This window comes from Paraburkholderia unamae, assembly GCF_003096875.1.
GTDB classification, from domain to species: Bacteria; Pseudomonadota; Gammaproteobacteria; order Burkholderiales; family Burkholderiaceae; genus Paraburkholderia; species Paraburkholderia unamae.
Genome location: NZ_QEOB01000015.1, coordinates 223,925 through 238,333 on the forward strand (window position 1 = coordinate 223,925; position 14,409 = coordinate 238,333).

Sequence of the window (14,409 nt, forward strand, 5' to 3'; positions counted from 1 at the left end):
CAACACTTTCGATGCTTTTCCGTCATGGGTCGCGTTTTTCGTCGGTGCAATACTCGCCACTTGTCTCTCACTCCCTATTCCAACAAAAGGAGCCCCCCGTGAGCGAGCGTTGCTACTGCGAAGTCGCCGACCTGGACGAAGCCCGATCCGAACTCGACGAGATCCGCCACCACCTTCACAAGCACCCCGAGCTGTCCTACGAGGAGGCCGACACCTCGCGCTTCGTCGCGGACAAGCTCGAAGCCTGGGGCTACGCCGTCACGCGCAACGTGGGTGGCCACGGCGTCGTGGCGTCCCTGAAGGTGGGCACGGGCGCACGCACGGTGGGCGTGCGCGCGGACATGGACGCCCTGCCGATCCAGGAACTGACCGGCCTCGACTACGCGAGCGTTCACGAGGGCAAGATGCACGCGTGCGGCCACGACGGCCATACCACCGTGCTGCTCGGCGCCGCGCGCCAGCTCGCGAAAACGCGCCACTTCGACGGCACCGTGCACCTGATCTTTCAACCCGCCGAGGAAGCCGGCTCGGACAGCGGCGCCGTGCGCATGATCGCCGACGGCCTGTTCGAGCGCTTTCCCTGCGAGGCCATCTTCGGCCTGCACAATCATCCGGGCGTGCCCACCGGCACCTTCGGCTTTCGCGCCGGGCCGCTCATGGCCGCGTGCGACACCGTCAAGCTGCGCATTCACGGCAAGGGCGGCCACGCGGCGCGCCCGCACCTGGCCGTCGACCCGGTGCTGGTGGGCAGCAGCATCGTGATGGCGTTGCAGTCGGTGGTGTCGCGCAACGTCGACCCGAACGAAGCCGCGGTCGTGACCGTGGGCGCATTCCGCTCGGGCCACGCGCCGAACGTGATTCCCGAAGACGCCGTGCTCGAAATGAGCGTGCGCTCGTTCTCGCCCGACGTGCGCGCAACGCTCGAAGCGCGCATTCGCGCGCTGGCCGAGTCCCAGGCGCAAAGCTACGGCGCGACGGTGGAGATCGACTATATTCGCGGCTATCCCGTGCTCATCAACAGCGAAGCCGAAACCGCGTTCGCGCGCCAGGTCGCCGAGGAGCTGGTCGGGCCGGAGCATGTGATCGCGCCGTTCCCGCCCATTGCGGGCAGCGAGGACTTCGCGTACTACCTGCAAAAGATTCCGGGATGTTTCGTACGCCTTGGCAATGGCGAAGGCAAGCCCATGCTGCACAACGCGCGCTACGACTTCAACGACGAGAACCTGACCATTGGCGCCGCGTTCTGGACGCGCCTCGTCGAACGCTTTCTCGCCCGGGACCGTACATGAATCTCGCGACCGAAACCCGTCTGAACACGGTTGAAGAGACACAAGCCGCGCCCGTCCAGGAGCGCAAGATCATCGTCGCGGCGGTGATCGGCAACCTGCTGGAGTTCTTCGACTTCACCGTCTACAGCTACTTCGCGCTCACGATCGGCCATCAGTTCTTTCCCGCCGACAGCCCCGTCACGTCGCTGCTGCTCGCCTTCGCGGTGTTCGCCGTGGGCTTCGTGATGCGCCCGCTCGGCGGTATCGTGCTCGGCCGCTATGCGGACCGCGCGGGCCGCAAGCCCGCGCTCACGCTCACCATCCTGCTGATGGCGCTCGGCTCCGCCTCCATCGGACTTGCGCCGACCTACGCGCAAATCGGCATGGCCGCGCCGGTTCTGATCGTCGTGGCGCGCCTCGTGCAGGGCTTCGCGCAGGGCGGCGAGTTCGGCGCGGCCACGGCCACGCTGCTCGAAATGGGCGGCCAGGCAAGCCGCGGCTTTCGCGCGAGCTGGCAGCTTGCGAGCCAGGGCGCGGCGGCGCTGCTGGGCTCGGGCCTCGCCGCAAGCCTCGGCTTTCTGCTCTCCACCGAGACCATGCATAGCTGGGGCTGGCGCATTCCCTTCCTGCTCGGCACGCTGATCGCGCCGGTCGGCATCTACCTGCGCCGGCACATTCGCGAGGAGCCGCCCGCGCAGCGCGCCGTGGCCGATCGCGACGACCCGAAGCGCGGCCTCTACGTGCGCAACTGGTTTCTCACGATCTTCGCGATCATGGGCATGTCGGTGTCGACGTACGTGATGATGTACTACATGCCGACCTACTGTATTCAGTCTGCCAGAAACTCAGGGCTCTAAACCTTACTGGTAAAGGGTTTCAGGCTCTTAAAGCCACGTCCAGAACACCACAAATCAACACGTTGGTCCCTTAAGAATCAATGGCTTGCACGGGAGTTTTGGACGATGAAAACGCTACTATCAGCAGTTGCGCTCACACTGATCACGATCACCGCTCACGCGGGCAACATCGGCGGCGGGCCCCACGGCGGCATGAGCACCGGAGCAATGGGACCGAATGGCCCTGGCAGTACGGGCGCCGCTATGACCGGCCATGCCTCGCCCGGAGGCACTCAAGGCACACAGGGAAGCCAGGGCGGCCGGTACAGCGTAGTCGATGGCTATCAGCCCTGGCCGCAGTCCGAGATGAGGCAGTACGCCAAGCCGCGGTGGGAACCGTACCGCGGCGATTGATGCTACGGCAGTCGAGCTATCGAAAGCGTGTTGACTGCGGCGGTCGTCGAGAGCGCGACAGCGCCTCCTGAGGCCTGGTAAGCCTGAATCACGACTGTCTGGCCCGCCGTTAGGCTGACGACAGCCGTTGCCCGAACGACGCGCCCAAGCGAAGTTGCGGTCTCCGCGAAATACTGCCCGTTGGCAACTATTGCGCCGTTTGCGATGATGGTGACGCTGTACTGGTTGCCTGCGCCCGTCGCCGCAGCCGCAAAGGCGATTTGTACTGAGACGATGTAATACGCAGTAGCCGGCGCAGTAAACGTTCCACCAGCAGCATTGAAATTGGCATTAACCCGGTCATACGTCTTTGTCCAGCCGGTGACGGTCGTGCCAGCATTGTTCGGGATGGATTGCCCGCTGGTGTTGCTGTATAGCAGCGCGTCGTTGCCGCTCGCGTTCAGCGTCGTGAATGCGCCGGCCGCCGCCGCAGTGCCGCCGATCGACGGTGGCGACGCCAGATAGGTGGAGAATCCGGTCCCGCTCACGGTGCTGCTCGCGGATAGCGTCGTGAATGCACCAGTGCTCGGGGTGGTCGCGCCAACGGTCGCGTTGTTGAGGCTGCCGCCAGTGATGGCCGGCGTCCCAATCGTGGGCCCGGTCCCGAAAACGAGGGAACCGCTGCCGGTTTCGTCCGACACGATCCCCGCGAGCTGGGCAGATGTCGTCGCAGCGAACTGCGCGAGCGTGCCGCTCGTCAGCGCGTACGTTGTGCCGCACGAAAAGCCCGAGGCGCTCGTGTACTTCAGCGCACTGTTGGCAGTGCTGCACGAAGGAAGCGCGACAGCGGTAGGCGACGCTGACGCGGCGGTGACATTCGCCACAACCGTGTTGGCCGCCTGTGCGGCAAGGCTGCCCGTTCCGATATTCCCCGCGAACGTGCCCAGCACGGTCAGGTTCTGGTACGTCGGGCTCGGGTAGCTTTGGGCAAGCGCCATCAACGGCACGAAGAGTGCCGCGAGAATAATCCTTTTCATTTGAGTTCCCCTGGTTATGGTGAAGCGACGCCGACTACGTTTCCGGTGCCGTTGTTCGTCACGTTGGCGGTGTTCCCGGAGTAGTAATTGGATTGGACGCTGACGGTTGATGAGCCTGTCTGGAGCCAGACCGCAGTCCCGAATCCTTCGAACATGTTCCCTGTGATCACGCCGGCAACAGGCGTTGTGCCGCCGATGATGATCCCGTTCGTGTTCGTCGCTGAGCCGCCGATGCGCCCGAACGTGTTCCCCATGATGGTGAAACCGTTCGTGGCGGTGAGATTGATCCCCGACACCGCAGACCCGGAGTAAGGCACGATGAACAGATTCCCGTGGATCATCGTGTCCGTCACGCCAGCGGTATCGAAGACCCCAGAATTCACGCTGTTGAACTGATTGCCAATGACCGTCAACTGATCCTGACCGGCTGCGGGAGTCGATACGTAGACGCCGTAGCCCACGCCAGTGAAGTTGTTGTTGGTGACGTTGACGCCCTGAACGTAGTTGTTGTATTTGACGCCGTTACCGAGAGCCTGGATGAAGCAGTTCTGGATGTTGATCGCTACGGCCTGAGCGTTGGCCGTCCCGATGAGATAGACGCCGACGCCGCTCGATGTGGTGGCGCCGTCGATAATCGAGTTGAAGATGTTGACGTTCGAAACACCACTGATCGAGATGCCGTTGGCCCAATAGTCGGAGACCTCGTATCCATCCGATCCACGGATCGTGACGTTCGTGATATCCGTGAGCGCGGTGTTTGCCGGGTTGGGTATCGAGGATGACGATTGCGACAGGGAGAGCGCCGTACCGCTGCCCACCGATCCGGTAAGGAAAGACAGGCCAGATATGTGAACGGCGTTGTAGGGACCGTTGTAGGTAATCGTCATGCCACCACCGGATGCCCATACCAGCTTGCTCTGGTCTGCAGCCGCGCCATGGATGGTGATGCTCGCCGTGGTGCTGGGCAGCGAGTAACTTACGGCTGACGAGAACTTGTAGACGCCCGGCGGGAAATAGACGCACGCCTGACCGCTCGGGCCTACAGCGGCTGTCGCCGCAAATGCCGATGTGTTGTCATTCGTGTTCGTGTTGTCGCCACCGTGATCAAGGATCGACGGACATGGAGCGTGATTGGCGACAAATGCGGTCGTGGCGATCTGCGTGCTACTCGTCCCCAGCGAAGCGGTAGGGGCCGTGGGTGTGCCGGTCAGCGATGGAGATGGAAAGCTGGATCCGGAAACAGTCCCGGAAAATGAGGTATTCCCAGCGTCATCGATATCGCAGATGACGGCCGTGTTTGCGCTGTTGACGCACTGAAGGTGGCCGCTGAACGCTCGCAGGTACTTGTTCGGCGTCGTCGCCCCATTGCCCTGCAATTCGACCTGCGCGCCCGCAGTGGTGTTGCCCGTGCTGTTGATCACGAGCGCCTGTCCGGACGTGTTGGTGAGGCTGATATTGCCCGTCGCAAGCGAAGTGAACGCGCCGGTATTCGGAGACGTGGACCCGATTGTTCCAGGGGAGGCCCATGCTGTCGGCGCAATGGTTCCGGCCGTGACGGCCGAATTGCAGGAGAATCCGCTACCACTGGTCCACTGGAGCGCGCTCGTGGAGCTTGAGCACCCCGGCATTGAGAATGCCGTGGGAGGCGCGCTGGACCCCGTTGCATTCGCCAGCACCGTGTTGCCTGCTTGCGGCCCGAGGTTGATGGACGCCCCGTATAGCGTCCCCAGAACGGTCAGATCCTGAAACGTGACTGACGGATAGGTGAATGTCTGGGCAAGCGCCACCAGCGGCCACAGCAGGACCGCAAGCAGGATCTTCTTCATGGGATTGGCTACGGAGTTGGAAAGGCCGCGATCACGCGCGCGATCTCGTGATCGATGAGGTTCCCCCACGGCAATGTCGCTTTGCCGATGGGAATGAGCAGCGCGGCGTGATGGCCGCCGGGCGGCACGTCGCAAACGATGTCGTTGCCGTTCTTGAAGAGATGCACCGGCACGTTGGCGAGCGCCGCGCGGATACCAAGATCGACGCCCACGCGCGGAGGCTCGAAACCATAGACAGCGGCAGGCGCATTACCGCCCACCACCATCGCGGCAGCCGCACACAGGGCCAGCGCAGCCCCGAGGGAGTGCCCGCAGAGCGTCACAGGCTGGCCGGCAGCCGCAGCCAGCACGCCAAGCTCCATCGCCTCCCATGCACGCCAGAAGCCGGTATAGACGGTGCCCACGCCCGGCACATCGAGCGGCGCAATGTCGAAGTCAGCCGCGAAGCTCGCAACATCATCCGTACCGCGGAAAGCGATGCACAGACCGGCCGCCGTGTGCCGCACGATCGCGCGCGATGCGCTATCCGCAACCCCGATATCCGGCGCTGCGGAATATGCCTCTTGCGCGAGCACCGCGTAGTCACGCGCCTGCATCACTGGCTCGCTGCGGGCGCAGAAGCAGCGGCAGGTGCCGAAGCCCCAGCGGGCGCAGCGGGCGATCCGTAGACCGTCATCGCGTTCTGCAACGTCAAAGAGAAGATGCCGATAGCCGCGATGAACAGCGGCTTCTGGTCCTTCGGGATCTGCGTCGATGCGTTGATCGCCTGTTCGAGCGCCGGGACACCCGTCGCGAGCAGCGTCTGGACCGAGGTCACGGTGATGGCGCCGGCCGTCGCGCAGAACAGGCCATTCGCGGTAGCGGCGGCAGCAACGGTCGGATCGAGCACGGCGATGCTTTGCAGCGTGGGCTGCACGACGCTGCAACCGTTGGCGACTGTCGCCTGGAGTTTCGCGAGATCGCCCGCGGCGGTCTGCTGCTGAGCGGTCGAGCAGCCAAAGAGAGCGGACAGGGCTAACCCTGCCGCGAGAAGCAGCATCTTGGATTTCATGACGGTTCCTTGGGGTGGTTACTGCTTGGGAGTGTTGCGGGAGTTGATGGCGTTGACGACGTAATGAGCAGCGGTCAGGAGAATCGCGCCCATGGTTCCAGCCACTTCAGCGGGAGGCGTAGCGATCTTGAGTGCCTGGCAGAACCACACAATGCAGCCCCCCAGCATTGCGCCAGTGACTGCGGATGCGCCGGTCGAAACGGGAGACGAGTTCATGCGGGCACCTCCGGTTGCGGTTGGGCTTCCCCCGAGAAGTCGGCCCCCAAGGTGAAGAGCGCCTTTTCAGCATCGCGCCGGCGCAGCAGACCAGCGACCACCTGGCCGGCCGAGATGTCCCACTTCTCGAATTCGTCGATCGCTCCCTGGACGTCGTTGGCGTTGAACTTGCGGAGCATCGTCGAGTTCTTGAACGCATTGATGCCAACGTTGAAGGTGAAGTCCACGAATGCATCGAACTCTTCCTGCGTCATGCCAGGCTTCACGTATAGATTGACGGCGTTTGCCGCCCACTGGACATCTTCCAGGAGCCATTGCTGAGCCTCTTCCGGCGTGCAAGTCATGCCTTCGTGCACGCCGAGCGTATGGCCGTAGCCGATCGTCCACGGATCGGTGGGAAGAGGCTTGTACGCAACGAGCTTTGGGCCGCCGTCGGACTCGAAAGACTCGGTCAGGTGGAGACCATCTTGTGAGTAGTCCACTATTCTTCTCCGGTGAGAGTTTTCAGGAGCCGCTCATCGCCTTCCTTGAGCGTCTTCAATAGCGTGGCGTGATCGGCCAGCATGTCGCGCTGCGCCTCGGCCATTGCGAGAATCGCTTCAAGCTGCTTTTGCTGGACTTCGCCTGATCGCTTCTGCTCCATCATGATTACCGCGCTCGCGATGGCCGCCTCGATGGAGAGCGTGAGATTCGTGCCGCCCCAATCCGGGTCGATGCCGAACAGGTGGTGAAGGACCAGGGCCAGGACGACGAAGAGAATCAGGATGCGCAGGAAGGTTTTTTCCTCGCGGAATTTCAGGTAGAGGCGTTTAAGCATGGCGCACCATCAGCCAGATTTCTGCAATGCCGATTACCACCTCGATCACGAACAGCCCGAGCATGGCCCAGTTGATCACGCGCGCATGATTTGCTTCACGATCTTCTTCAAGCGCATCCAGGCGTTGCGAACAGTGCTCGAACAAAGCTTCGTGAAGCTCGAAGCGCCCTTCGATCAGTTCGTCATCCATGGGAGGCGAACAGTTTGATGATTTCGGCCAGCGCGAGAATCCCGGCGAAGATGGCTGCCCACTTGCCGGGAATGGCGTTGATCGCGTCGGACATCTGCCGGGTATGCGCGATGTTGATGTCATCACGCAGCGCTGCGACATCCTCTTTCGTGGCCACCTTGGCGACTGCCTCGCGCAGGCCTGCAATGATTTCGTCCTGCCGCGTCATGCGAGCGTCGAGTTTTTCGATGGCATCGTCGGTCGCGTCCTGACGCGCTCGCAGTTCGGCAATAGCCATAGCCTGATCCATAGGTTCCCCGTGAGGTGTGGGTTATTGTGCGAATTCGAAAACGAGGATGCAGCCACCTGTGCCGTTGAAACCTGCGCTGGCTGCCGAGTTGATGTTGCGGGCGCTCCCTGCGCCGCCTGCGCCCAATCCAATGCCCGCGCTGCCGGTGCCCGCTGTGCCCCCAGGACCACCCGATCCGAAGGGGCTGCTGCCGCCGTCCCCGCCCAGCGGGTTCGACAGCGCGAAGCCTGCTTTCCCGGCATTCCCAGCCGTAGCGAACAGGAAGTTCCCGCTCCCGCTCGGGAAGGCAGGCAGGCCGCCAGATGGCGCGCTCACGTTCGCCGCGGTGCTGCCGCCGCCGAGCGTTCCGACCTGGCCGGGGACGCCGCCTGGGAGCGTGAGCAGTGAGCCAAAGAGCGTCTGGTTGCCGTAGCCGCCATTCGCGCCTGAAACGCCGACACCGCCTGCGCCGATCGTCACCGATTGAGCGGACAGACCGCCCATGATCAGGATCACGCCGAATGCCCCCGAGCCCCCACCGCACCCGGCGCATACCGTGGTCGAGGTGGTCGCAATCGTGCCGCCACCAGCCGCCCCACCGCCCACGCCAGCGACAATCGCTTTCGTCGCGCCCGGAGTCGGCGTATAGGTGCCGGTTGCCAAAAGGACCTGCACGTTGATGAGCGAGCCGAGCAGCGAGCGGCCAGGCGTATTGATGCCGACATCGACTTCGGACAGGCCGGAGTCCATGGAACCGGAGTCCATGGCCACGGTGACGGTCGTCACTGTCGAGTAAGCCGATGCCGTGACGGTCCCGTAGAGCGTGCCGCCCGTGTTGAACGTGCGCACGCGGCGCCCGACCGCGTAGAGACTCGTCTGGTTGCCCGCGACCGTGAATTGCGTGCCGCTCACATAGGTCGGCGTCAGCGCCGGGTTGATCCATTCCGCCGAGGCGAACCACGTGGCGATCGCGGCCATCATGGCGCGTGCGGAATCGTTCACCGACGACGGCGGCTGGCCCTCCTGCCAGTTGATCGCAGGGTCCGCCGTGGCGTTGTTGGCCGCCGTCTGCGACCACAGACCGAGTAGCAATTGCAGCATTTCAGATCCTGTAGAATGAAAAACCCCGCACTAGGCGGGGCTGGAGATTTTCATGACGCCAGATCAATGGCAGCGGATGATTGCAACGGCAATCGTCGCTTCGATTCCATCACTGCGATCCACTCTGAAGGCTCGCGCCGAGAAGGCCCGGCGTGAGGGGCGCAAGCCGGTTAGTTATCGCGTTGCCTATTGGCTGGGCAAACGCTGGTCGGCTCATCAAAAGCCCTTGCGCTAGGCGTTGCCCCATCGGCGTATAGGCGAGTGCGGGCGCTGCCGCGGCGTACGTCCACGGACTCAGCAGCATTCCAGGGTGCGAGAACAGCGCACCAATTGCGCCGGCCGTCCCGAGACGCCCTGCCGTTCCACTGTCCGGATAGCCCTTCCCGAGCACATTCATCGCGTCCTGCGAGAAGTCCTGCATCAGTGCGTTGCCGGTTGCCGATGCGCCCTTGCCAACAGACTTGTCATTAGCGCGGACCGCGCCCTGAAGTTGTGCGGGCGTGAAAATGCCGCCGTTGTCCATTGCTCCCTTCGAAGCAGCCGCACCGCGCAGGCGCACGTAGTTCGCATAGGCAGCATCGGCCGCAGCTTTCTGCGTAACGGCGTCTGGAGCGTTATAGCGCGGCAATGATGCGTCGATTGCGCTCTTGATCTCGCCAATGGCAGAGCCGAGTTGACGGTTATCGAAGGACGCGTCGCCAGAGTATCCGCGTGCGAGGCGTCCGAGTTCACTTTGCGCGCCCTGAAGCGTGGACCCGTCCATCAAACCTTGAGGGCCAAGCTTGCCGAATACCTGCGTTTGCAGCGTGTTCATGAACGTGCGCTGCTGCGCGGCTGGCAACCCCTGAGCGAGCCCGGTGAGGTTCGTGATATCAGCCTGGAATTGCGGATCGGTCGCGCGAAACGTCATGTTGCCGAGCGCATTGTTGTAGGCATCGCTCACCGTCTTCTTGACTGCGCTCACGCCCTCCTGACCGAGCGGCCCGGAGTACGTCTGCCCAAGCGGCTCCAGGACCTGATCGTAGGTCGCGCGGTTGAACGACTGCACGCCGCGCTGCTGCGCGCCCTTGATCATGTCGCCAATGAGCGGCAGGCTCGATGCCTTGTTCTCAAGCGTTTGCCAGCCGCCGCCGGCAATCTGCCCGGGCGTCATGTTGATACCCATGCCGGCGAGTTTCTGGCGCAGTGGATCGGTTACGCCGCTGACCGCGCTGCCGAGTCCTGCGGCGACCGGTGTGGCGATGCCGCCGACGGCCGCATTCAAACCGATCTGCCCGGCTTTCTGCTGCCAGAAGTTGTCACCGGGATTCTCGACAGGGGAAACAGCGCCGCTCGCAGCACCCAGACCAGCGCCCACGCCCGCGCGCCCGAGCAGCCCCATGCCGGCCATTTCAGGCGCGGCCATGGCCAGAGGCGCGGTCCCGGCAACCTGACCGCCGATGTTGCCAGCGCCGGCGACGATCGGATGGGCGGCACTGTAAGGCGCATATTGGCTGTTGAGGTTCGCGATACCCTGCTGAGCGTCCTGCGAGAGCCATGGTCCAACGCTCGTCGAGCCAAGCGTAGTGAGCCCGCGCCCAAGCAACTGCTGCGCGCCAAGCGCCGTTTCACCGAGGCCATGCCCGAGCCCCGCGCCGAGCGATGCAAGCATACCTGGCTGCGAGCCTTGTGCAGCGGGCGTTTGCGGGGACGGCGGACGCGGAGTTGCCTTCGCGCCAGCTGCCGCATCTGCGGCGAACTGCTGAGAAAGCGATACCGGCTGCTGTGCACTCGTGCCGCCCGCAGTGGCGTCAGCCGAGAACTGATCCGCAATGCTCATTGCAGGGCTCCAATTTGCTCAAGCGCCTGAATCTTCTGGCCGAACTTCGGATCTTGCTTGAGCACGCCAGCGGCAAACTTCTGGCGCGCGGCCGGGTCCTGGATCGACTGGTATTCCCAAATGCGCGGGTCGGCATTCTGGTCGAAGGTCGTTTCCGCCTTCGTGTAGCCAGCAGGATTGTTGCTATTCGCGTACTGCTGGAGCACATTCGCCTTCGCCTGCGTCATCTGGTACTGGCCGATCAGGTTGCGCACGGCCTCCTGAATGGCCGGGACCGTCATGTGCGCGTTCGGGTTGCCGGCCGAGACGATCGAGCGCGCGGCGTCCGTGCCAAGGCCACCCTGGCCGAGTTTCGCGATGATCTGGTTCGAGTACTTGTCGAGCAGATCGGTCGCAGTCTTCGCGTCCTGCGCGCCGGGTACGCCGACGAGCGAGAGCAAGCCGTTTGCGTACGCGCGCTTGTCCGCTTCTGCGCCGGTGATCGCGTTCGGCGCGAGCTGCGAGATGTTCTGCAATTGCGAGATCACCGTCTGAGCCGAGGCGTTCTGGTCGCGCAGCGTGTTCCAGCGCTGCTGCATCTGCTGGACTTGACCTTGAGCGAAGGTATTCGCACCCATCGGCTGAGCAGCGTAGATCTGGCCGTTGCCCTGCTGCGGAGCGCCGCCGCCAAAACTCGAACCGCCTGCGCGTCCCATGATGTCGCCAACATACGAGGCAACGGTTTTCCCGTTGCTATCAGCGGTGTTCTTGATAAACGGCGTCGGACTGCCAGCAGGAGCAACGTTGCCTTCGCCAGAGAAGTAGGCCGTAGCGATGCGCCCGAGGTCGCCGCCGTATTTCTGGCTGTATCCAGCGAGAACACGCTGTGCCACGGCGCTCCGGTCACCTGGATTGCTCCATGATTCGCTAGGCTGCGCGTATTGGTTGAAGGTGCCCTGCTGGATCTGATACGGATTGTCCGGAGCGGTCTTGCCGCCGTTCGATTCCTGCTGCGCGAATATGCCAGACAGCGTAGGTGCCGCGCCTACTTGCGTGGCGGCCGCAGTGCGGTTCGTCACAGGCAGAGGATTCCCCTGCAAGTCGAAGCCCGAATACGGGATCATCGAGCCTTCGCCGCCTGCCTTCGCCGCAGCCATTGCGCCGGTCACATTCGCGGCGCCCGGAATCTGGTTGATGCCCACCACGTTGCCCGATGCATCGAAGACCGGCGTGCCGCCCGCAGGAATGTTCGGATTGAACGCCATCGGCTGCATCGTGAGCGGATCGCGCAGAATTGCGCCGGGCCGCGCGTTCACCGGTGCAATGTAGTTCGCCTTGCCGACGCCCGCGCGATTGGCCGCCTGAATCTCCCCCGCCGACATGCCGCCTTGCGTGCCCATCTTCGTGATATCCGTCGGCATCTGGGCTTGAAGCGTCGGATCGTATTGCGCCGCCATCTTCATCATGTCCGCGCCGCCAGGGATGCCAGCGAGGTTCATCATCATGCCCTGCTGCCAGAGTTGCTGCGGCGTGCGGCCGAAGATGCTCGGGGCAGATGGTGCAGGAGCGCCAGCATCACTCGGTCCTTGAGGCGCGCCACCATAGCCCGCGTACGGCCCCATGCCCGCAGTCGGGCCCGAGAGTGCGCCCACGTTTGCCGAGCCCGTTACAGGCGCTCCCTGCGGGCCAGTTTGCGGCGCACCGGGTGAGCCACCGAGAAGTCCCTGTATGGCCTTCATCTGAAGCAACTGGCGTTGCATGCCAAGAGAGTTTCCGAAACCCTGATTGGCTCCCTGCATTCCACCAGCGAATGCCTGCCCCATGTTCACCGGAATACGCGACGGGCCCGACGATTGAAGGAGGCCATTGAAGAATCCCATCAGAGATGCTTTACCCGGATCGGCGTACATGTTCATCAGGCCGCTGCTGATGTCCGGGCTGCTGCCATCCAGGAGGCCCATTTATGCGCCCCCCAGCAGGCCGCCAAGGCCGCTCAGGAGTTGCGGATTCTGCGCCATCAGGCCCACCATGGACGGCGCCATCTGCGCCATCGATCCGAGCGTCGATTGAGGCGTACGGCTGGGTTGACCCATTTGCTGCATCTGCTGCATGGCGAGAAGCTGAGGAAGCATGCTTGACTGGATCGGTTGCGAAGCGTTCTGCGCCTGTCCCTGCCCATATGAGCCATTTGCAGCCATCTGCATCATCGGGTTGGCCATCCCCGAGAGTGTGCCCATACCGACTGTTCCACTGCTCATGGGGTTGGATGCGTAACCGGCGCCCACTTGCGAGATCTGCGGCGACGTAAAACCGAAATAGTTCATTTGTGACCTCGCTTACAGAAGGAGTCCGGCAAGCATCGCCGCGCTTCCCAGACCGCCGATAACCTGGCCTGCGGTGTTGTTGTAGTACGGTTGCGTGGCGCTCGTCGAGCTGCCGTAGTTGCCTTGAATAAGACTGTTGTAGTTGCCCAGCAGGCTCCACGGCGCATTGATCTGTGCCTGATTGAGGGCCTGCTGGTTACCGCCCATGTTGTACAGATTCGTGGCGGCACCGTTGATCGAATTGACGAGGCTGGGAGCGTTGTACGAGCCTTGAAGCTGCTGCTGGGCAGCATTGTTGTAGTTCGTGGACAGCCCCGAAGCTGCTCCCAACTGGTTCTGGATGCCTTCTTGATACATCGTGTTCGCGAGCGTCGCGTCCGTGTTGCCAAGCTGCGTGGCCAGATTCTGCTGGTTCTGACTGACCGCCTGAGCGTTGGCCCCCGATCCGTAGCGCCCCGATGCCTCCATCGCGCTCGATGTCTGCGGTGCAGTCGCGGTTTGATAGGCACGCGTGATGGCGTCGTTCGCCGCATTCATCGCACTTGACGTATAGGGATTGTTTCCCGAATTCGCAATGCCGCTGTAAATCGAACTGCCAGGATTCGAATTCAGATAGCTACCGTTGAGCAGGTCCGTCGTGTAGCTTCCGGACGCGTTGTTTACGCCGGCCGCGTTGTTGAAATTCGTCCCGTTGGCGACCTGCTGAGTCGCGCCCATGGCTTGCTGCTGCATGGGCGTGAATCCAGCGACCGATGCCGAAGGATTCTGCGCCAGCGCGTCATAGGTGTTCTGCGCCGTCTGGAACACCTGACCCAAATATGGCTGTTGCCCGGACCAGGGATTCGTGACGGTATTGCTGGTTGTCGTGCCGCCGCTGCTCATAGCGCTACCTCAAGATAGACGTGAGTCATTTCGAACCCCTGTTTTTTCAAACGCCTCGCCCATCCCTTGCGCGCGCAAAGTTCCATGGCGGCGCATCCGTTCGCCTTCGCCCACTGCCTGATGACTGGCATTGCCTGGTCTTGCCACTCGGCTGCGTTCGTGCCGGTCACGATGCGGATCGTGCAAACGCGCTGCTTCGGGTAATTGCAGAGGCGCGTGATGCCGATCGCGTATGCGGTTTCGGTGCGCCAGATCCAGAGCTGGTCTTCGCCTTCCAGCAGCCCGATGCGAATGTCGTTCTCGTCGTATTTGCCGCGGTTCCGTTTGCAGGCCGCAGCAATCCACGGACGAACTTCGTCCCACACCTCGTCAATGAGGTGTTTCTGAATTCCGTAGAGCATG

Annotated in this window: 16 protein-coding genes and 1 pseudogene; 2 read left to right on the forward strand and 15 right to left on the reverse strand. The window is 62.9% G+C overall.

Annotated features, from left to right (window positions below; translation table 11 throughout):
* The first annotated feature begins 98 nt into the window (after positions 1-98).
* Complete coding sequence (locus C7402_RS29265; protein ID WP_244314968.1) at positions 99-1,289, forward strand: M20 aminoacylase family protein; 1,191 nt, start codon at positions 99-101, stop codon at positions 1,287-1,289.
* Positions 1,286-2,101: pseudogene (locus tag C7402_RS29270) on the forward strand (MFS transporter); the annotation flags it as partial. The gene C7402_RS29265 and the pseudogene C7402_RS29270, both read left to right, overlap by 4 nt.
* Positions 2,102-2,520: 419 nt before the next feature.
* Here the strand turns inward: C7402_RS29270 and C7402_RS29280 are convergent.
* From C7402_RS29280 to C7402_RS29355, 15 genes are all read right to left on the reverse strand, one after another.
* Entirely contained in the window at positions 2,521-3,495 is a 975-nt protein-coding gene (locus C7402_RS29280; protein WP_133254571.1) for a hypothetical protein, read from the reverse strand.
* Positions 3,496-3,548: 53 nt separating this feature from the next.
* Positions 3,549-5,360, reverse strand: a complete 1,812-nt coding sequence (locus tag C7402_RS46440) for a hypothetical protein (RefSeq protein WP_133254572.1) — start codon at positions 5,358-5,360, stop codon at positions 3,549-3,551.
* An 8-nt stretch (positions 5,361-5,368) separates the two neighbouring features.
* On the reverse strand, positions 5,369-5,956 hold the full coding sequence (locus C7402_RS29295) for a lipase family protein (protein ID WP_116613090.1): 588 nt from the start codon (positions 5,954-5,956) through the stop codon (positions 5,369-5,371).
* On the reverse strand, positions 5,956-6,411 hold the full coding sequence (locus C7402_RS29300) for a hypothetical protein (protein ID WP_116613091.1): 456 nt from the start codon (positions 6,409-6,411) through the stop codon (positions 5,956-5,958). Before C7402_RS29300 ends, C7402_RS29295 begins: the two co-directional genes overlap by 1 nt.
* Positions 6,412-6,429: 18 nt before the next feature.
* On the reverse strand, positions 6,430-6,627 hold the full coding sequence (locus C7402_RS29305; RefSeq protein WP_116613092.1) for a hypothetical protein: 198 nt from the start codon (positions 6,625-6,627) through the stop codon (positions 6,430-6,432).
* Positions 6,624-7,109 carry a lysozyme gene (locus C7402_RS29310; RefSeq protein WP_116613093.1) on the reverse strand — a complete coding sequence of 162 codons (486 nt, stop codon included), beginning with the start codon at positions 7,107-7,109 and terminating at the stop codon, positions 6,624-6,626. Before C7402_RS29310 ends, C7402_RS29305 begins: the two co-directional genes overlap by 4 nt.
* The gene (locus C7402_RS29315) at positions 7,109-7,444 is read right to left on the reverse strand and encodes a DUF1003 domain-containing protein (protein WP_116613094.1); all 336 of its coding nucleotides are present in this window, start codon (positions 7,442-7,444) and stop codon (positions 7,109-7,111) included. Before C7402_RS29315 ends, C7402_RS29310 begins: the two co-directional genes overlap by 1 nt.
* Positions 7,437-7,634 carry a hypothetical protein gene (locus tag C7402_RS29320; protein WP_116613095.1) on the reverse strand — a complete coding sequence of 66 codons (198 nt, stop codon included), beginning with the start codon at positions 7,632-7,634 and terminating at the stop codon, positions 7,437-7,439. The genes C7402_RS29315 and C7402_RS29320 overlap by 8 nt, the downstream gene beginning before the upstream one ends.
* Positions 7,627-7,911: a hypothetical protein gene (locus C7402_RS29325; RefSeq protein WP_116613096.1), complete on the reverse strand. Its 285-nt coding sequence runs from the start codon at positions 7,909-7,911 to the stop codon at positions 7,627-7,629. Before C7402_RS29325 ends, C7402_RS29320 begins: the two co-directional genes overlap by 8 nt.
* A 33-nt stretch (positions 7,912-7,944) precedes the next feature.
* Entirely contained in the window at positions 7,945-9,003 is a 1,059-nt protein-coding gene (locus C7402_RS29330; RefSeq protein ID WP_116613097.1) for a hypothetical protein, read from the reverse strand.
* Between the two features lie 109 nt (positions 9,004-9,112).
* Entirely contained in the window at positions 9,113-10,822 is a 1,710-nt protein-coding gene (locus C7402_RS29335; protein WP_133254573.1) for a hypothetical protein, read from the reverse strand.
* Entirely contained in the window at positions 10,819-12,561 is a 1,743-nt protein-coding gene (locus tag C7402_RS29340; RefSeq protein ID WP_133254574.1) for a hypothetical protein, read from the reverse strand. The genes C7402_RS29335 and C7402_RS29340 overlap by 4 nt, the downstream gene beginning before the upstream one ends.
* Positions 12,562-12,762: 201 nt before the next feature.
* Entirely contained in the window at positions 12,763-13,125 is a 363-nt protein-coding gene (locus tag C7402_RS29345) for a hypothetical protein (protein WP_116613100.1), read from the reverse strand.
* Between the two features lie 12 nt (positions 13,126-13,137).
* Positions 13,138-14,007, reverse strand: a complete 870-nt coding sequence (locus C7402_RS29350) for a hypothetical protein (protein WP_116613101.1) — start codon at positions 14,005-14,007, stop codon at positions 13,138-13,140.
* On the reverse strand, positions 14,004-14,408 hold the full coding sequence (locus C7402_RS29355; protein WP_116613102.1) for a hypothetical protein: 405 nt from the start codon (positions 14,406-14,408) through the stop codon (positions 14,004-14,006). The genes C7402_RS29350 and C7402_RS29355 overlap by 4 nt, the downstream gene beginning before the upstream one ends.
* Position 14,409: the final 1 nt, after the last annotated feature.